This window comes from Kitasatospora sp. NPDC058184 (assembly GCF_042883725.1).
Classification (GTDB): domain Bacteria; phylum Actinomycetota; class Actinomycetes; order Streptomycetales; family Streptomycetaceae; genus Kitasatospora.
Map to the genome: position 1 here is coordinate 119,869 of NZ_JBHVVE010000014.1, position 17,695 is coordinate 137,563.

General features: G+C 71.9%; 16 protein-coding genes and 1 tRNA gene. 12 read left to right on the forward strand and 5 right to left on the reverse strand.

Translation table 11 applies throughout. The features are described from left to right. Nucleotides 1-251: 251 nt before the first annotated feature. Nucleotides 252-1,541: a PTS transporter subunit EIIC gene (locus tag ACFVXH_RS25410; protein ID WP_049655706.1), complete on the reverse strand. Its 1,290-nt coding sequence runs from the start codon at nt 1,539-1,541 to the stop codon at nt 252-254. Between the two features lie 397 nt (nt 1,542-1,938). Here ACFVXH_RS25410 and ACFVXH_RS25415 point away from each other — a divergent pair, with 397 nt between their 5' ends. The 4 genes from ACFVXH_RS25415 (at nt 1,939) to rdgB (ending at nt 4,324) form a co-directional block, all read left to right on the forward strand. Further along, the gene (locus ACFVXH_RS25415; protein WP_030060521.1) at nt 1,939-2,172 is read left to right on the forward strand and encodes a glucose PTS transporter subunit EIIB; all 234 of its coding nucleotides are present in this window, start codon (nt 1,939-1,941) and stop codon (nt 2,170-2,172) included. A 129-nt stretch (nt 2,173-2,301) separates the two neighbouring features. After that, the gene (gene rph, locus ACFVXH_RS25420; protein WP_049655704.1) at nt 2,302-3,027 is read left to right on the forward strand and encodes a ribonuclease PH; all 726 of its coding nucleotides are present in this window, start codon (nt 2,302-2,304) and stop codon (nt 3,025-3,027) included. A gap of 270 nt (nt 3,028-3,297) precedes the next feature. Beyond that, nucleotides 3,298-3,687: a hypothetical protein gene (locus ACFVXH_RS25425; protein WP_049655703.1), complete on the forward strand. Its 390-nt coding sequence runs from the start codon at nt 3,298-3,300 to the stop codon at nt 3,685-3,687. A gap of 31 nt (nt 3,688-3,718) precedes the next feature. After that, nucleotides 3,719-4,324, forward strand: a complete 606-nt coding sequence (gene rdgB / locus ACFVXH_RS25430) for an RdgB/HAM1 family non-canonical purine NTP pyrophosphatase (protein WP_380742008.1) — start codon at nt 3,719-3,721, stop codon at nt 4,322-4,324. Nucleotides 4,325-4,387: 63 nt separating this feature from the next. Here the strand turns inward: rdgB and ACFVXH_RS25435 are convergent. Together ACFVXH_RS25435 and ACFVXH_RS25440 are read right to left on the reverse strand one after the other, a co-directional pair. Next, nucleotides 4,388-4,465 (reverse strand) — tRNA-Leu (locus tag ACFVXH_RS25435). Nucleotides 4,466-4,479: 14 nt separating this feature from the next. Continuing rightward, a complete protein-coding gene (locus ACFVXH_RS25440; protein ID WP_387827378.1) occupies nt 4,480-5,316 on the reverse strand; it encodes an HNH endonuclease signature motif containing protein in 837 nt (278 codons plus the stop codon). A 382-nt stretch (nt 5,317-5,698) separates the two neighbouring features. Between ACFVXH_RS25440 and ACFVXH_RS25445 the strand changes: the two genes are divergently transcribed. Beyond that, a complete protein-coding gene (locus tag ACFVXH_RS25445; RefSeq protein ID WP_369808333.1) occupies nt 5,699-8,056 on the forward strand; it encodes a chitinase C-terminal domain-containing protein in 2,358 nt (785 codons plus the stop codon). Between the two features lie 101 nt (nt 8,057-8,157). Here ACFVXH_RS25445 and bcp read toward each other — a convergent pair whose 3' ends face one another. Then, the gene (gene bcp, locus ACFVXH_RS25450; protein ID WP_387827381.1) at nt 8,158-8,631 is read right to left on the reverse strand and encodes a thioredoxin-dependent thiol peroxidase; all 474 of its coding nucleotides are present in this window, start codon (nt 8,629-8,631) and stop codon (nt 8,158-8,160) included. Between the two features lie 166 nt (nt 8,632-8,797). On the opposite strand from bcp, the gene ACFVXH_RS25455 reads away from it, so the two are divergent. The 3 genes from ACFVXH_RS25455 (at nt 8,798) to ACFVXH_RS25465 (ending at nt 10,983) form a co-directional block, all read left to right on the forward strand. Beyond that, the gene (locus ACFVXH_RS25455) at nt 8,798-9,139 is read left to right on the forward strand and encodes a DUF3618 domain-containing protein (RefSeq protein ID WP_049655697.1); all 342 of its coding nucleotides are present in this window, start codon (nt 8,798-8,800) and stop codon (nt 9,137-9,139) included. Nucleotides 9,140-9,374: 235 nt separating this feature from the next. Beyond that, a complete protein-coding gene (locus tag ACFVXH_RS25460; RefSeq protein WP_049655715.1) occupies nt 9,375-9,677 on the forward strand; it encodes a co-chaperone GroES in 303 nt (100 codons plus the stop codon). A 136-nt stretch (nt 9,678-9,813) separates the two neighbouring features. Then, on the forward strand, nt 9,814-10,983 hold the full coding sequence (locus tag ACFVXH_RS25465) for a winged helix DNA-binding domain-containing protein (protein ID WP_387827385.1): 1,170 nt from the start codon (nt 9,814-9,816) through the stop codon (nt 10,981-10,983). Between the two features lie 19 nt (nt 10,984-11,002). Here the strand turns inward: ACFVXH_RS25465 and ACFVXH_RS25470 are convergent, their stop codons facing one another. Next, nucleotides 11,003-13,348, reverse strand: coding sequence for a transglycosylase domain-containing protein (locus ACFVXH_RS25470; protein WP_387827388.1), 2,346 nt, complete (start codon nt 13,346-13,348; stop codon nt 11,003-11,005). Between the two features lie 273 nt (nt 13,349-13,621). Here ACFVXH_RS25470 and ACFVXH_RS25475 point away from each other — a divergent pair, with 273 nt between their 5' ends. From ACFVXH_RS25475 to ACFVXH_RS25490, 4 genes are all read left to right on the forward strand, one after another. Then, nucleotides 13,622-14,419, forward strand: coding sequence for an ABC transporter permease (locus ACFVXH_RS25475; protein ID WP_387827391.1), 798 nt, complete (start codon nt 13,622-13,624; stop codon nt 14,417-14,419). Next, nucleotides 14,412-15,290, forward strand: coding sequence for an ABC transporter permease (locus tag ACFVXH_RS25480; protein WP_387827394.1), 879 nt, complete (start codon nt 14,412-14,414; stop codon nt 15,288-15,290). The genes ACFVXH_RS25475 and ACFVXH_RS25480 overlap by 8 nt, the downstream gene beginning before the upstream one ends. Nucleotides 15,291-15,324: 34 nt before the next feature. Then, nucleotides 15,325-16,287, forward strand: coding sequence for an ATP-binding cassette domain-containing protein (locus ACFVXH_RS25485; protein ID WP_387827397.1), 963 nt, complete (start codon nt 15,325-15,327; stop codon nt 16,285-16,287). A gap of 169 nt (nt 16,288-16,456) precedes the next feature. After that, nucleotides 16,457-17,695 (forward strand): glycosyltransferase, encoded by a 1,239-nt coding sequence (locus tag ACFVXH_RS25490; RefSeq protein WP_053111993.1) that lies wholly within the window; start codon nt 16,457-16,459, stop codon nt 17,693-17,695.

The following is a 17,695-nucleotide window of genomic DNA, read 5'->3' on the forward strand; positions in this document are numbered from 1 at the left end:
GTGTCGCCGGGAAGCGCTATGAAATCGAAACCTACTTACCGAATGGCGATCATGGTAGCGACCGCGATTGGGATTTTGGCCGACTGCGCAACAAAATCGATTTTGGCTAATCGCGCAACAAAAGCACAGCGTGCTCCGGTGGGCCCTGCCAGGCGCGTTGGGCCCGCTCGGCCGGGCTTTCGGAAATGCCGAAGGCCCCCGGACCGGTGGTCCGGAGGCCTTTGCGGGGATAACTCGGGTGACGCCCGGGTTCAGGCCTTGGTGACGTCCTCGACCTCGGCCTCGTCCTCCCGGCCGGGAGTTTTCAGGTTGAATTTGACGATGATGAACCGGAAGAGCGCGTAGTACACGACGGCGAAGCAGAGGCCGATCGGGATGATCAGCCACGGTTTGGTGGCCAGTCCCCAGTTGATCACGTAGTCGATCAGGCCGGCCGAGAAGCTGAACCCGTCGTGCACCCCGAGCCCCCAGGTCACCGCCATCGAGGCGCCGGTCAGCAGCGCGTGCACGGCGTACAGGGCCGGGGCGATGTAGGCGAAGGAGTACTCGATCGGCTCGGTGACGCCCGTCACGAAGGAGGTCAGGCCGACCGAGAGCATCAGGCCGTAGATCTCCTTGCGCCGGTGCGGCTTCGCCGAGTGCGCGATCGCGAGCGCGGCGGCCGGCAGCGCGAACATCATGATCGGGAAGAAGCCGGACTGGAACTGGCCGGCCGTCGGGTCGCCCGCCAGGAAGCGCGGGATGTCGCCGTGCACGATCGCGCCGTCCGGCCTGGTGAACTCCCCGAACTGGAACCAGACGAAGGTGTTCAGCAGCTGGTGCATGCCGATCAGCAGCAGGGCCCGGTTGAACAGGCCGAAGATGCCGGCGCCGCCCGCGCCCAGGTCGGAGAGGGTCTGCGAGAAGTCGTTCAGGCCGCGGCCGATCGGCGGCCAGACCCAGAGCGCCACCACGGCGGTCAGCATGCCGACCAGCGCGGTGATCATCGGCACCAGGCGGCGGCCGTTGAAGAAGCCGAGCCAGTCGACCAGCTTGGTGCGGTGGAACCGCACCCACAGCCAGGCCGACATCAGGCCGATCAGGATGCCGCCGAGCACCCCCGGGTTCTGGAACGTCGCGGCCGCCGCCTTCGCCGAGCTGTAGTCCACGCACTGGTCGCTGACCAGTACCGTCGGCGGCTTGCAGCTCTCCGGGAAGGCGTGCAGGACCTTGTAGTACACCAGGAAGCCGACCACGGCGGCGAGCGCCGTCGAGCCGTCCGCCTTCTTCGCCATGCCGATCGCGACGCCGATGCAGAACAGCAGCGGCAGGCCGAAGGAGGAGTCGAGCAGCGCGCCGCCGGCGGAGGCGAAGACCTTCGCGACGTTGTCCCAGCCGAGGCCGTCCTTGCCGAACACGTCCGGCTGGCCGAGGCGGTTGAGGATGCCCGCGGCGGGGAGCACCGCCACCGGGAGCTGCAGGGAGCGGCCCATCTTCTGGAGGCCGCCGTAGAAGATGTGCCATCGTTTGGCCTGCGGGGCCGTGGCGCCTGCCGAACTCATCCTTCGCCCTCCGAGAGCAGTTGCCTGCCGGGGGCCCGGCGGGACCCTCGGGCAGGGCTCGGGAACACCCGGGGCCGTTCCCGCGTTCGTCGGAGTACACATATATTGGTGTAGACCACTTGACGCAGGTCGCACTCCGGAGGCGCGAGCCCCGCTGATCGTCATCCTCGGGCGGCGATCCGGAGCCTGCCCGCCGGAATGGGCCGAAAGTGGACTAACGTGGCGGACCGGACCGGCACGGGTGATGCTGGTCGCGCCGCTCGCAGGCCGACCGCGGCCGAACCCGCGTCAGCCACCGGCACGCACCTCACCGCACGACGGTCGAGGGACACCCAGCACCAGCGCAGGACGGCACCCGGCAGAGCCGCCGAAGGGCCGAGACAGAGGGAGAAACCAGATGGCCAGCAAGGCTGAGAAGATCGTCGCCGGTCTGGGCGGCATCGACAACATCGAAGAGGTCGAGGGCTGCATCACCCGCCTGCGCACCGAGGTCAAGGACGCCTCCCTGGTCGACGAGGCCGCCCTCAAGGCCGCCGGCGCCCACGGCGTCGTGAAGATGGGCACCGCGATCCAGGTCGTCATCGGCACCGACGCCGACCCGATCGCCGCCGACATCGAGGACATGATGTGAGCTGAACCACCCAGGTTCAGCCCGCCCGGCCCGCCGACCCGCTCAGGGGGACGGCGGGCCGTGGCGCGTCCCCGCCCTCTCCGGCTCGCCTCCGGAAGCGGCCCCCCGGAGCGACTACGCTCAGTGCCTATGTCACGCATCGACGGCCGCACCCCCGACCAGCTCCGCCCGATCACCATCGAACGGGGCTGGAGCAAGCACGCCGAAGGCTCCGTCCTCATCTCCTACGGCGACACCAAGGTGCTGTGCACCGCCAGCGTCACCGAGGGCGTGCCCCGCTGGCGCAAGGGCAGCGGCGAGGGCTGGGTCACCGCCGAGTACTCCATGCTCCCGCGCGCCACCAACACCCGCGGCGACCGCGAGGCCGTCAAGGGCCGCATCGGCGGCCGCACCCACGAGATCAGCCGGCTCATCGGCCGCTCGCTGCGCGCCGTGGTCGACCACCGCGCGCTCGCCGAGAACACCATCGTCCTCGACTGCGACGTCCTCCAGGCCGACGGCGGCACCCGCACCGCCGCCATCACCGGCGCCTACGTCGCCCTGGTCGACGCCGTCGCCTGGGCCCGCGACAAGAAGCTGCTGCGCGCCAAGGGCCAGCCGATCACCGGCGGCGTCAGCGCCGTCAGCGTCGGCATCATCGACGGCGTCCCGATGCTCGACCTCCAGTACGAGGAGGACGTGCGCGCCGAGACCGACATGAACATCGTCTGCACCTCCGACGGCCGCTTCGTCGAGGTCCAGGGCACCGCCGAGGGCGCCCCGTTCGACCGCGAGCTGCTCGACCGGCTGCTCGACCTCGGCAGCCTCGGCTGCGCGGAGCTCGACGAGATCCAGCGCAAGGCCCTGGAAGGCTGAACCGGCGAGGGCCCCGCGGCCGTGGAGCGGAACGGACGGACGGTCAACCCGTGGGTGGGGACGGCCGTTCGGACCGGTACGGACGCGCGTACGGGCCGCGGGTGGGGCCGCGGGGCGAACGGCCCGCCGAAGGGTCGACCTGACGGTCGGCCTGCTGTACAGGCCGGGTCCGGAGACCGTACGGTTCCCGCAGCACCCCCGCTGCGGGAACCGCGCACCCCTCTGCGCGCGTCCCACCCCACGGAACCCGCGCCCCCCCAGGAGGATCGGATGCCGTCGAGCATCGCCCGCCCCGCCGCCCTCGCCGTGGCCGGACTCATCGCGATCCTCCCGCTCAGCATGGTGAGCTGCTCCGCCGCCCAGAAGGCGCTCGACTGCGGCAACACCGCCGTGAGGATCACCGGCGACCTCGCCGACGTCACCCAGGCGTACGACAACGCGAGCAACGACTCGGCGGCCGCCGGGAAGGCCCTGCAGAAGCTCAAGAACGACCTCGACCAGGTCGGGAAGAACTCCAAGAACACCGACGTCGCCAAGGCCGTGACCGATCTGCAGAAGCAGGTCGAGAACGTGCAGCGGGCGGCGGACAGGAACGAGGTCCCGGACCTCAAGCCGCTCGGCAACGCGGCCGGCAACCTCACCTCGCTCTGCACCGGCTGACCGCCTCCGGCCACTCGGTAGGGTGGGCGATATGTCCACCCGCCTGATCCTCGCCACCCGCAACCAGCACAAGGTCACCGAGCTCCGCGCCATCCTGGCGGACGCCGGCCTGGACGTCGAACTCGTCGGCGCCGACGCCTACCCGGAGATCCCGGACGTCCCCGAGACCGGCGTCACCTTCGCCGAGAACGCCCTGCTCAAGGCCCACGCCCTGGCCCGCGCCACCGGCCTGCCCGCCGTCGCCGACGACTCCGGCCTCTGCGTGGACGTGCTGAACGGCGCGCCCGGCATCTTCTCCGCGCGCTGGTCCGGCAAGCACGGCGACGACCGCGCCAACCTCGACCTGCTGCTCGCCCAGCTCTCCGACATCGCCGAGCCGCACCGCGGCGCCCACTTCTTCTGCGCCGCCGCCCTCGCCCTCCCCGACGGCACCGAGCGCGTCGTCGAGGGCCGCCTCCTCGGCACCCTGCGCACCGCCCCGGCCGGCGAGGGCGGCTTCGGCTACGACCCGATCCTCCAGCCCCTCGGCGAGACCCGCACCTGCGCGGAGCTCACGGCCGACGAGAAGAACGCCATCAGCCACCGCGGCAAGGCCTTCCGCGCCCTCGCCCCGGTGGTGAAGGACCTCATCGCCTGACGCCCCGCAGTAACGAAGATGGCCCGCTCCCCTTCGATTCGAAGGGGAGCGGGCCATCTGGCCTGGTGCGCCCGGTGGGACTCGAACCCACGACACTGCGGTTCTAAGCCGCATCTCTCTTGCCAGCTGGAGTACAGGCGCGTGCCAGGTCAAGCCTACCGGCTGTCGCGCGTGGTGGTGGCACGATTCTTCCGGCGACAGTAGGTATCGGTGATGGCATGGCAGTTCGGGCAGAGCAGCCGGAGGTTGCCCGGGCGGTTGTCCGACCAGTCGCCGTTGACGTGGTCGACCTCCAGCGTCATGGGGCGTCCTCGCCACTCCGGCCCGGTGCCGCAGTCCTCGCACAGCTCGGGTCGGCCGAGTTCGGCCAGCGCACTACGGATTCGAGCGCCGGGGATTCGCTTCGCGCTCTGGGCGCGTCGGACCAGCAGTTGATCGGCTGGGATCCGCGTCGGAGCGTGCCCGCCGCGATTGTGGGCCTGTCCGGTGAAGTGCGACGTGTCGATGCCGAGGTCCTTGATGCGCCGCCCGATGTGGGCCTGGGTGCCGCCGGCCTGTCGTCGATCGAGGTAGCGTACGACGCCGGCCACGCTGTGGGATGCGGCGACGGCCTCCTGGAGCAGCTCCTTCGTGTAGATCGTCCCGGGCGTCGGGAAGTGCGAGGCGTCGACGCCGTACGCCTTGATCCGTTGCCGCAGGTACTTGCGGTTGTACTCGTTCGGCTCGCGATCGAGCGCGAGCAGCATCTCGTCGAGCGTGGTCGCGAGGGCTGCGGCTTCGGCCAGCGCCTCCTTCGAGTACTGGCGCTGACGGTAGGAGCGGCAGCCCTGGTCGAAGTGTGCGGTGTCGATGCCGTAGTGGTGGAGCCGCTTGGTGAGGTAGCTGTGTGTGCCACGCGCCATCGGGATGCCGAGCTTGCGCATCATCTCGTTCACGCTGCTCGACTCGGCGGCGAGCGAAGCCAGCAGCTCGCGGGTGTACGTGACCGGCATGATGGCCCCCAGTGCGGGCTCGTGCGGGTCCTCCCTCGGATGGGCCAACGAGCGGGGCGGGGTCGGGTTACGGGTGGCGGTGGGTTTCGGCCAGGGGGCTGACTGGATGTCGCGCGCTCCCGACCTGTGATGTTTGGCTGTTGATTACCAATTGGTACAGACCTATTGACCTATGTGGTTCAGACCACATAGCTTCTCCGCCAATTGCAACCCCCCACGTGCGTGCTCCCCCACAGGCACGCGCCGACACTCTCTCCTGGAGGACCGAGTGTTGATCCGAAACACGGCGGAGCGGCGTCCCACCGCCGCGCACCGCCGGAAGAGCCCGGCGGCCCGCGCCGGTGTGGCCTCGCTCGCGGCGGCCTCGTTGGCCGGACTGCTGATGGCGACGCTGGGTGCGGCGCCCTCGCAGGCGTCGGCGGCCGTCGACAACGCGGCCTGTCGGCCCGACGGCCTGTACCAGACGCCCGGTGTGGACGTCCCGTACTGCTCCGTCTACGACACCAGCGGGCGCGAGAAGATGGGCGCGGACCACCAGCGCCGCATCATCGGCTACTTCACCGGCTGGCGCACCGGCAAGAACGGCGACGCCCCGTACCTGGCGACCGACATCCCCTGGGACAAGGTCACCCACCTCAACTACGCCTTCGGCCACGTCGGCGGCGACAACAAGCTCTCGGTCGGCACCGACGGCCCGACCAACGAGGCCACCGGGATCTCCTTCCCCGGCGTCCCCGGCGCCGAGCTGGACCCGAGCCTGCCGTACAAGGGCCACTTCAACCTGCTGACGAAGTTCAAGAAGCAGTACCCGAACGTCAAGACCCTGATCTCGGTGGGCGGTTGGACCGAGACCGGCGGCTACTTCGGGGACGACGGCAAGCGCGTCAACTCCGGCGGCTTCTACTCGATGACCGTCAACCCGGACGGCAGCGTCAACCAGGCCGGCATCGACACCTTCGCCGCCTCCTCGGTCGACTTCATCCGCAAGTACGGCTTCAACGGCGTCGACGTCGACTACGAGTACCCGACCTCGATGAAGGACGCCGGCAACCCGCTGGACTGGCAGCTCGCCAACGCCAAGCGCGGTTCGCTGGCCAAGGGTTACGCGGCGCTGATGAAGACCCTGCGCGAGAGCCTGGACAAGGCCGGCGCCGCCGACGGCAGGCACTACCTGCTGTCGGTCGCCGCCCCGTCCTCCGGCTACCTGCTGCGCGGCATGGAGACCTTCCAGGTGGCGAAGTACCTGGACTACGTCAACATCATGTCGTACGACCTGCACGGCGCCTGGAACAAGTACGTCGGCCCGAACGCCTCGCTGTACGACGACGGCAAGGACGGCGAGCTGGCCGCCGCCAACGTCTACGGCACCGGGCAGTACGGCGGCATCGGCTACCTGAACGCCGACTGGTCGTACCACTACTTCCGCGGCTCGATGCCCGGCGGCCGGATCAACGTCGGCCTGCCGTACTACACCCGCGGCTTCAAGAACGTGCAGGGCGGCACCAACGGCCTCTGGGGCACCGCCTCGGCGACCACCTGCCCGGCCGGCTCCGGCCTGACGGCCTGCGGTGACGGCGCGGTCGGCATCGACAACATCTGGAACGACAAGGACGACGCGGGCAAGGAGTCCCCGGCCGGGTCGAACCCGATGTGGCACGCCAAGAACCTGGAGAAGGGCATCCTGCCCGACTACCTGGCCAAGTACGGCGTCTCCGACACCGCGCTGCAGGGCACCTACACCCGCAACTACAGCTCCGCGCTGGTGGCGCCGTGGCTGTGGAACGACGCCAAGAAGGTGTTCCTCTCCACCGAGGACGAGCAGTCGGTGGGCGCCAAGGCGGACTACATCGTCAACCAGGGCGCCGGCGGCGCGATGATCTGGGAGCTCGCGGGCGACTACAAGTGGGACGCGGCCGCCAACGGCGGCAAGGGCGAGTACGTGCCCGGTTCGACGCTGACCTCGCTGATGTACGACAAGTTCAAGTCGGCGGCCCCGTACGGCGCGGTCCGCGCGACGACCGCGCTGCCGCAGCAGACCCTGCCGATCGACGTGTCGTTCACCAACTTCGCGCTGGGCGACTCGAACTACCCGATCAACCCGAAGCTGCACATCGTCAACAACTCGACGCTGACCCTGCCGGGCGGCACCGAGTTCCAGTTCGACTACGGCAACTCGGCCCCGGGCAACGCCAAGGACCAGTCCGGCTTCGGCCTCCAGGTCATCAAGCAGGACAACCCGGGCCCGGGCAACGTGGGCGGCCTGAAGGGCACCTACAACCGGGTGTCGGTCAAGCTGCCGGGCTGGCAGTCGCTGGCGCCGGGCGCCTCGATCGACATGGACTTCGTCTACTACCTGCCGGTGTCCACCCCGTCGAACTGGACGGTCAACGTGGGCGGCACGCTGTACGGGATCAAGGGCGACCTGACCCGCGGCGCGGTGGACGGCGGCACGCCGACCCCGACCCCGACGCCGTCGCAGACGGCCACCCCGACGCCGACCCCCACGGGCACGCCGACCGGCACGCCGACGGCCACCCCGACCGGGACGCCGACGCCGACCGCGACCCCGACCTCGGGCACCTGCGCGGCCGCCCCGAGCTGGGACGCCGGCACCACCTACGCGACGCCCACCAAGGTCTCGTGGAAGGGCCACTACTACCAGAACAAGTGGTGGACCAAGGGCGACGACCCCGCGGCCAGCGGCTCGTGGGGCGTCTGGAGCGACCTCGGGACCTGCTGATCAGGGCGGTCCGCTGAGGTGAGGACGGCGGTGGCGGTGCACCCGGTCGGGGGGTGTGCCGCCACCGCTTCGTCGTACCGGCCGTGCTTACGCGCCGACGCTTACGCGCCGACCTTGAGGTCGCGCAGCAGCTTGGCGACGTGGCCGGTGGCCCGCACGTTGTAGAACGCGTGCTCGACCTTGCCGTGCTCGTCCACGACGATCGTGGAGCGGATGACGCCCAGGTACGTGCGGCCGTAGTTCTGCTTCTCGCCGAAGGCGGCGTACGCCTCCAGCACCTCCTTGTCCGGGTCGGACAGCAGGGTGACCTTGAGGTTCTCGGCCTCGCGGAACCTGCCGAGCTTCTCCGGCTTGTCCGGGGAGATGCCGATGACGTCGTAGCCGGCGTCCGCGAGGACCTCCAGGTTGTCGGTGAAGTCGCAGGCCTGCTTGGTGCAGCCGGGCGTCAGGGCGGCGGGGTAGAAGTAGACGATGACCTTGCGGCCCGCGTGGTCGGCGAGGGACACCTGGTTGCCGTCGGCGTCGGACAGGCTGAAGGCGGGCGCGGTGTCGCCGGGCTGGAGACGCTCACTCACGGTCGTACTCTCCTGGATGCTGGGACGGGCGGTCGTACCACGGCAAACTTACCTCCGATGGTGGGTGGGGCCGCGCGACCGTGTGCGGCAGCTGACACACTGGGTCAGTCGCACCGATCGCAGGGATCGGATGGAACAACATCGGCGAGTGAATGGGGTGGCCCGAGTGGGCGAGGCGAGCACGCAGGACAAGTCGGCGCGGACGACCGCCCAGATCGAGGCGGACATCGAGCGGACGCGTGACCGGCTGGCGTCGACCCTGGACGAGCTGGCCGTCCGCGTCCACCCGAGCACGGTGACCGCCCAGGTCAAGGCCAAGGCGGTGGCCGCCGTCGAGGAGAAGACCGCCCGGGCGTACGTGGCCGCCAGCGGCGTGGTGGAGAAGGTCCGGGCGCAGTTCGTGGACGAGAAGGGGCAGCCGCGCCGCGAGCGGATCGTCCCGGCCGCGCTGGTCGGCGTGGGCCTGGTGCTGCTGGTCGCCTCGGCGCGCAAGCGCCGCAAGGGCTGAGCGCACAGCGGGACGGCGGGGCCGGGCGCGACGGGTGCCCGGCCTTTCGCGTGCCCGGGCTTCCGGGTGCCCGGCGCTCCGCCTGCCGGGCCTTCCGGATACCGGGCCAGCGTCACGCCCCGCGCCCGGGGGAGGTACCTTCGGGACCGTGAGTACGAACCACGAACCGACGCGCTCCGACGACGCGCAGGAGCCCGCCCGCCACGACCGGCTCGGCGAGAAGCTGCCGATCCGGATGCTGCACGACCGCGTGCTGGTGCGGATCGAGGGCGGCGAGGGCGAGCGCCGTTCGACCGGCGGCATCCTGATCCCGGCCACGGCGGAGCTGTCCAAGCGCTGTACCTGGGCGGAGGCCGTCGCGGTGGGCCAGAGCGTGCGCTCGGTGGAGCCCGGCGACCGGGTGCTGTACGACCCGGAGGACAAGCTGGAGGTCGAGGTCCGCGGCGCCACCTACGTGCTGCTGCGCGAGCGCGACCTGCACGCCGTCGCCGCCACCCGCTTCGGCGACACGGAGGGCTCGACCGGGCTGTACCTGTGACGGTCTGATCCGCTCCGTGCCCTGAGGTGCCCCGACCCGGGTCGGGGGCACCGTGCTTTCGCGGCGGGGGTCCGCGACATGGCGTTCCGCCGCGGGGATCGGGGGCGTTGTCGGTGCCGCGCGCTAGGGTCCCGGCATGAGTGTGCCGGTGATCGGGGACGGGGAGCGTCGGGCCAGGCTGGGGCGGCGTCAGCTGCTGGCGCCGTCGGTGCGGGCGGCGCGGGTGGAGGACGTGGCCGACGCGGTGGTCGGGCTGCACGCGACGGACGCGGCCACGGTGTACCTGTCGGCCTGCGCGCGGCTGGCCGAGCCCTCGGCGGCGGAGGTGGACCGGGCGCTGTACGAGGACGTCTCGCTGGTGAAGCTGCTGTCGATGCGGCGGACGATCTTCGCGGTGACGGAGGGCCTGGCCCCGTACGTGAGTTCGGCGGCGGCACGGGCGATCGCGGCGAAGGAGCGGGCGACGCTGCTGAAGCACCTGCGGGACCACGCCGAGGGCTGGGACGAGGCCAGGCTGGCGGAGGCGGAGCGCGAGGTGCTGGCCGCGCTGGCCGGGCGCGGCGAGGCGACGACCAAGGAACTCTCCGAGGACGTACCGCAGTTGCGCGAGACGATGCTGATGTCCGCGGGCAAGGCGTACGAGGCGCGGCAGAGCGTGGGCAGCCGGCTGCTGCGGCTGCTGGCCTCGGACGGGCACGTGCGCCGCTGCCGTCCGCGCGGGTCGTGGCTGAGCAGCAGCTACCCGTGGGCGCTGGTGCCGCAGTGGCCGGAGGTGCCGGTGCGGGAGGCGAAGGCCGAGGTGGTGCGGCGCTGGCTGGCGGCGTACGGGCCGGCGACGGTCGAGGACGTGAAGTGGTGGACGGGCTGGACGCTGGGGGACGTCCGCCGGGCGCTGGCCGATCTCGGGGCGCTGGACGTGGCGTTGGCCGACGGGGCGCCCGCCCTGGTGCTGCCGGGCGACGAGGGGCCGGTGGCGGAGCCGGAGCCGTGGGCGGCGCTGCTGCCCGCGCTGGACCCGGCGGTGATGGGCTGGCGCGGGCGGGACTGGTACCTGCGGCCGGAGGACGTGCCGGCGCTGTTCGACCGGGCGGGCAACGCCGGGCCGACGGTGTGGTGGTGCGGCGAGGTGGTGGGCGGCTGGACGCAGCGCGCGGACGGCGAGGTGGTGTGGCGGTTGTTCCGGGGGGCCGGGGCGGAGGCGGAGCGGGCGGTCGCGGCGGAGGCGGAGCGGTTGGCGGGCTGGCTGGGCGAGGTGCGGGTGACGCCGCGGTTCCGCACCCCGCTGGAGAAGGAGCTCAGGGGCTGACCGGGAGCCGATCGGGGGCTCAGGGCGTCGGGGGCGGCGGCACCGGGTGGCTCGCGGGGCCGCCGGTGGCGCTGGGCAGGGCCGTGGGGCGGGTCGGCTGGACCAGGGTGGGCTTCGGGGTGGGGCTGGGCTGCTCCGGGTCCGTGGTCGTCGGCCTGGTGGCCTGCGGGCTGGGGGTGTTGGGACCGGTGGGGGGCTGGCCGGTGGCGGCGGGGGCGCTGGGCGTGTGGCCGGCGGGCGTGCCGGGGGCCGGGTCGGTGGTGGCGGGTTCGCCGCCGGCGGCCGGGGCGGTGGTCGGGGTGGTGGCGCTGGGGCTGCTGCCGGCGGACACGCCGGGCCAGGGGGTGGCGGTGGTGGCGCCGTGTCCGGTCCGGAGGTCGAAGTCCTGGGTGGGGGTGCCGTCGAGGGCGGCGGCGGTGTAGGCGGTCCAGATCCGGGTGGGGAAGGCGCCGCCGTTGATCCGGCTGAGTCCGGCGGTGCCGGCCAGCGGTTCCTTGGCGTGGGTCTTCGGGTTCTCCCGGAACAGACCGACGGTGGTGGCGAGTTCGGGGGTGTAGCCGGCGAACCAGGCGGAGAGGTTGGAGTCGGTGGTGCCGGTCTTGCCGGCGGCGGGGCGGCCGAGGTCGAGGGCGGCGGCGCCGGTGCCGCGCGGGCTGATGACGTCGCGCAGCACGTCGGTGACGGAGTCGGCGATCTCCCGGTCGAGGGCGTCGGTGGGGTTGTGCTCGGGCATCTTGGGGACGTCGACGGCGCCGCCGGGGTTGACGCGTTCGAGTTTGAGGACGGACCAGGGGGTGTGCGCCTGGCCGTGGTCGGCGAGGGTGGCGTAGGCGCCGGCCAGGTCGAGGGCGCTGGGGGTGGCGGTGCCGAGGGTCATCGAGGTGTTGGCCGGGTCCATGCCGCGGACGCTGTCGGGGATGCCGAGCCTGACGGCGGTCTCCCGGACGCGGGCGAGTCCGGCGTCCACGCCCTCCTGCGCGTACACGGAGTTGACGGACTTCACCATGGCGTAGCGCAGGGTGATGTTGCCGTAGTCGACGCCGTCCTCGTTGGGCGGGGCGTAGGGGGTGGGGCCGCCGGTGACGGGGCGTTCGCTGGTGCCGTCGTAGCGGGACTCGGTGGTGATCGGGCGGCCGTCGAGGTCGTGCTGGGCGACCAGGCCGGCGGCGAGGTCGATGGGCTTGAAGGTGGAGCCGATCTGGTTGTCCTGGCGCAGCGCGTCGTTGTAGGGCTGCTTGGCGTAGTCGGGGCCGCCGTAGACGGCGACGACCCGGCCGGTGGCGGGTTCGACGGAGGCGCCGGCGACCCGGACGTCGGTGTCGGTGGTGGGGCGGGCCTGGGGGTCGAGTTCGCCGGTGAGCTGCTCCTGGACGGCCTTGGCGAAGGCGTCCTGCCGGGGCTTGTCGAAGGTGGTGGTGATGCGCCAGCCGCCGGCCTTGAGGGTGGCGGCGTCGATGGTGCCGGAGGAGACGAGGTAGTCGTCGGCGACGCCGACCAGGTAGCCGGCCTGGCCGGCGAGGCCGGTGGCGGGCTGGGGGTCGATCGGGTCGGGGAAGGTGGTGGCGGCGCGGTCGGCGGGGGTGAGGAAGCCGAGTTGGACCATGCCGTCGAGGGCGTAGTTCCAGCGGGCGACGGCCTTCTCGCGGTTGGCGGGGGTGGCGGTCTTGACGTCGTAGAGGCTGGGGGCCTGGAGCAGGGAGGCGAGGTAGGCGCCCTGGCCGAGGGTGAGTTGGGAGACGTCGACGCCGTAGTAGGCGTGGGCGGCGCTCTGGATGCCGTAGGCGCCGCGGCCGAAGTAGCTGCTGTTGAGGTAGCCGGCGAGGATCTCGCGCTTGTCGCGCTGCTGGTCGACCTTGAGGGCGATGAGCAGTTCGCGGCCCTTGCGTTCGATGGTGCGGTCCTGGGTGAGGTAGTAGTTCTTGACGTACTGCTGGGTGATGGTGGAGCCGCCCTGCATGCCCTTGCCGAGCAGGGTGTTCCAGCCGGCCCGGAGCATGCCCTTCAGGTCGACGCCGCGGTTCTGGTAGAAGGTGCGGTCCTCGGCGGAGACGACGGCCTGCTGGGTCGGGAGCGGGATCTGGTCGATGGTGACGTCGGTGCGGTTGACGGCGCCGGTGCGGGCGATCTCGGTGGTGCCGTCGGCGTAGAGGTAGATGTTGTTCTGGGCGACGGCGTGGGCGTTGGGGTCGGGCACCGGGACGATGACGTAGAGCACGGCGAAGCCGCCGGCGGCGAGCAGGAGCAGCGCGGTGAGGGTGCCGAGGGTGATCCGCCAGGTGGGCAGGAGCCGGCGCCAGAGCGGGAGGGCGCGGCGGGCCTCGCGGCGGGCGGCCCGTTTGGCCTGGCGGCGGGTGCTCAAGGTCATGCCGAGATTATCTGCTATTTGACGTCGGCTCAGGTCGGAAAAACCGGGTGCGGGTGGTGCGGGCCGGAGGTACGGTGAAAGGTGAAAACCGCATAGCGCACCGACTTTTCGGTGCACTGGCCTTCCAGTGCACCGGCTTTCCGGCGCACCGACTTCCGCAGCTCCGCCCGCCAGGCCCGGCACCCCCCGGGTACGGCCGGTCGGAGCCGCTGGGGCGTGCGCGGATGTCGAGGGGCGCCTCCCTCTGCCCATATTTGTCGACAAGGAGACAATATGCTCTACGCCGCCGTTGCCCGCGGCGCCTTCCGCCGCTACTCCACCTACCGGGCCGCCACCGTGGCCGGCACCTTCACCAACACCGTCTTCGGCATCATCCTGGCCTCCTCCTTCCTCGCCCTCTGGCAGGCCCGCCCCGGCCTCGGCGGCTACGACCAGAGCCAGGCCGTCACGTACATCTGGGTCAGCCAGAGCCTGCTGGTCACCGTCGCGGTGTGGGGCGGCGGCTTCCAGGACGACCTCCAGGACCGCTTCCGCAGCGGCGACATCGCCGTCGACCTCTACCGCCCGGTCGACTTCCAGGGCTGGTGGCTGGCCTCCGACCTCGGCCGGGCCGGCTTCCAGGCGCTGGTGCGCGGCACCGTGCCGATGCTGATCGGCGCGCTGGTGTTCCGCATCCGGCTGCCCGAACACCCGCTGACCTGGGCGTTCTTCCTGCTCTCGGCGCTGCTCGCGGTGATCGTCAGCTTCGGGCTGCGGTTCCTGGTCTCGATCACCGGCTTCTGGCTGCACGACTCGGAGGGGGTGCGCTCGGTGATGCTGGTGGTCTCGATGTTCTTCTCCGGGATGCTGCTGCCGGTCGCGCTGTTCCCCGGCTGGCTCGGCGAACTCGGCCGGGTGCTGCCCTGGTCGGCGCTGGTGAACGTCCCCACCGACGTCTTCCTGGAGCGGACCGGCGGCGCCGCGCTGCTCGGGGCGCTCGGCTTCCAGCTCGGCTGGGCGGCGGTGCTGCTCGCCGCCGGGCGGGGCGCCCAGTGGCTGGCCACCCGCAGGGTGGTGGTGCAGGGTGGCTGAGCAGCTCGCACGGCAGCCCCTCGGGCCCCGCGACTCCTTCGGGCCCCGCGAGCCCCTCGGGCCCCGCGCCGCCTGGGCGCTGCGCTCCTGGTGGCTCTGCGCCCGGATGTGGATGCGCTCGATGATGGCCTACCGGGCCTCCTTCGCCCTGAACCTGGTGGCCAGCCTGGTCACCCACTCCCTCGACTTCGTGGTGCTGGTGATCATGTTCCGGCACACCGACCGGCTCGGCGGCTGGAGCCTGCCGGAGACCGCCTTCCTCTACGCCACCGCGGCCTTCTCGCTCGGCACGGCCAACCTGCTGGTCGGCTCGGCCGAGGGCCTGGGCGCGCGGATCCGGAGCGGCTCGCTGGACACCATGCTGATCCGGCCCGCGCCCGCGCTCTCCCAGCTGTGCGCGGAGCGCTTCTCGCTGCGCCGGCTCGGCCGCCCGCTCCAGGCCGTCGCGGTGCTGGTCTGGTCGCTGACCGCCCTGGACGTGCACTGGACCTGGGACCGGGTGCTGCTGGTGCCCGTCCTGCTGCTCTGCGGCACCGTCATCTTCGGCGCGGTCTACGTCGGCGGCGCCACCGTCCAGTTCTGGTGGGGCGAGTCCAAGGAGATCCAGAACTCCTTCACCTACGGCGGCGCGACCCTGCTGCACTACCCGCCGACGATCTTCGCCAAGGAGCTGGTCGCCGCGGTGGTCTTCGGCGTCCCGCTGGCCTTCGTCAACTGGCTGCCCACGCTGCGCATCCTCGACCGGCCCGACCCGCTCGGCCTGCCCACCGCCTTCCAGTTCGCCTCCCCGGTGGCCGCCGCGGTCTGCGTCCTCGCCGCCGGACTCGCCTGGCGGGCCGGGCTGCGCGCCTACCGCGGCACCGGCAGCTGACCTCCCCGCTTCGCTTCGCTTCGTGAGGAACCCCATGGCACTGATCGAACTCCAGGACGTCCACCGCACCTTCACCGTGCGGACCCGCACCGGCCGGTTCAGCCGGGCCAGGCGCGAGGTCCGCGCGGTGGACGGGCTCGGCTTCACCGTCGAGGCCGGCGAGTGCGTCGGCTACATCGGGCCCAACGGGGCCGGCAAGTCCACCACCATCAAGATGCTCACCGGCATCCTCGTCCCCAGCTCCGGACGGCTGCGGGTGGCCGGGGTCGACCCGACCCGGGAGCGCGTCGCGCTGGCCCGCCGGATCGGCGTCGTCTTCGGCCAGCGCACCACCCTCTGGTGGGACCTGCCGCTGCGCGACTCCTTCGAGCTCGCCCGCCGGATCTACCGGATCCCGGACGCCCGGTACCGCGAGAACCTCGACCGCTGCGTCGAACTGCTCGACCTCGGCGGGCTGTTGGACACCCCGGTGCGCCAGCTCTCGCTCGGCCAGCGGATGCGCGGCGACCTCGCGGCGGCGCTGCTGCACGACCCCCGGGTGCTCTACCTGGACGAGCCGACCATCGGCCTGGACGTGGTCAGCAAGGGCCGGGTGCGGGAGTTCCTGCGCGAGGTCAACCGGGACCGGGGCACCACCGTGCTGCTCACCACCCACGACCTGACCGACATCGAGCAGCTCTGCGGCCGGGTGATGGTGATCGACCACGGCCGGCTGGTGTACGACGGCGGGCTGGAGGGGCTGCACGCCACCGGCCGCAGCGAGCGGACGCTGGTGGTGGACCTCGCGCAGGAACTCGGGCACCCGGTCGAGGTGCCCGGGGCCCGGGTCACCCGGGTCGAGGGGTCGCGCCAGTGGCTGGCCTTCCCGGCCCAGGAGAGCGCCGCGCCGATCGTGGCGGCGGTCGCCGCGCGCTACCCGCTGGTGGACCTGTCGGTGCGCGAGCCGGCCATCGAGGACGTGATCGCCCGGATGTACGCGGAGGTCGCGATCGGCTGACGGGTGCCGGGTCCTGGTTCGCCTTCCCGGCCGTCGCTCACCCGTGCGACGGCCGGGGGTGCGTTCGGTTCCTAGTCACCGGTGTGGGTGATCGTCGTGACCCCCGGCCCCCACCGTGAGTTGACCCGGCATCACTCGCCGATGTCCGGAACCGGAGGCCCGCCACCCGATGGCCGTACCCGACGTGACCGTGGTGGTCGCGGTCTACAACACCATGCCGTACCTCACCGCCTGCCTGGACTCGCTGGTCGGGCAGTCCCTGGCGCCGGGGCGGCTGGAGGTGGTGGCGGTGGACGACGGCTCCACGGACGGCGGCGGGGAGCTGCTGGACGAGTACGCCGCCCGCCACCCCGGGCTGTTCACGGTGGTGCACCAGTCCAACTCGGGCGGCCCGGCCGGCCCGACCAACCGTGGCCTGGAGCTGGCCCGCGGCCGCTACGTGCTGTTCCTCGGCGCGGACGACTGGCTCGGCGAGGAGGCGCTGGAACGGCTGGTCACGGCCGCCGACGCCTGGGGCTCGGACGTGGTGGTGCCCAAGCAGGTCGGGGTGAACGGGCGGCTGGTGCCGCAGGGGATCTTCCACGCCGACGCCGAGTCGGTGGGCTTCGCCGACTCCGCGCTGGCCTGGGCGCTGGCCGACACCAAGCTGTTCCGGCTCGACCTCGTCCGGCGCCACGGGCTGCGCCGCGACGAGGGGTTGAAGGTCTTCTCGGACCAGCCGTTCACCCTGGAGGCCTGCCTGCGGGCGGCCAGGGTGTCCGTCCTCGCCTCCTACGACTGCTACTTCCTGGTGCTGCGCGAGGACCGGGGCAACGTCACCGAGCGGGCCGGGGTGCTGGACCGGCTGCGCGGGATCGCCGCGCTGCAGCAGGTGGCCGTCGAACTGGCCGAGCCGGGCGAGGAGTTGGACGCCATCCGGGCCCGCAGCTTCGGCTGGGACGTGCCCCGGCTGCTGCGGGAGGGCTTCCTGCTGCTGACCGCGGACATGCAGGAGCGGGTGTGCGTCGAGACCGCCCGGCTGGTCGAGCGGTTCGGCGCCCGCGAGGTGTACCACCGGCTGCCGGTCGCCGAGCGGGTGCGGCTCGAACTCGCCTGCGCGGTACGGCCGGAGGCGCTGCGCGACCAGGTCCGCTACGAGGCGGCGCACGGCGATCCGCCGGTGGTGGTGGACGGACGGCGGCAGTACGCGGGCTACCCGGCGTTCCGGGACGCCCGGCTCGGTCTGCCGGACGAGCTGTTCCTGCTGCGCGAGGAGGCGGCGGTGGCGGAGGTCGAGGCGGCCGCCGGGCCGCTGGACCTGGCGCGGCAGCTGTGGCGCGGTCTCGTCCCGGAGCAGGTGCGGCGCGGGCTGCGGAGGAACCCGGCGTGGCGCCGGCTGGCCGACTCGGTGAACGGAGGACGGGGATGA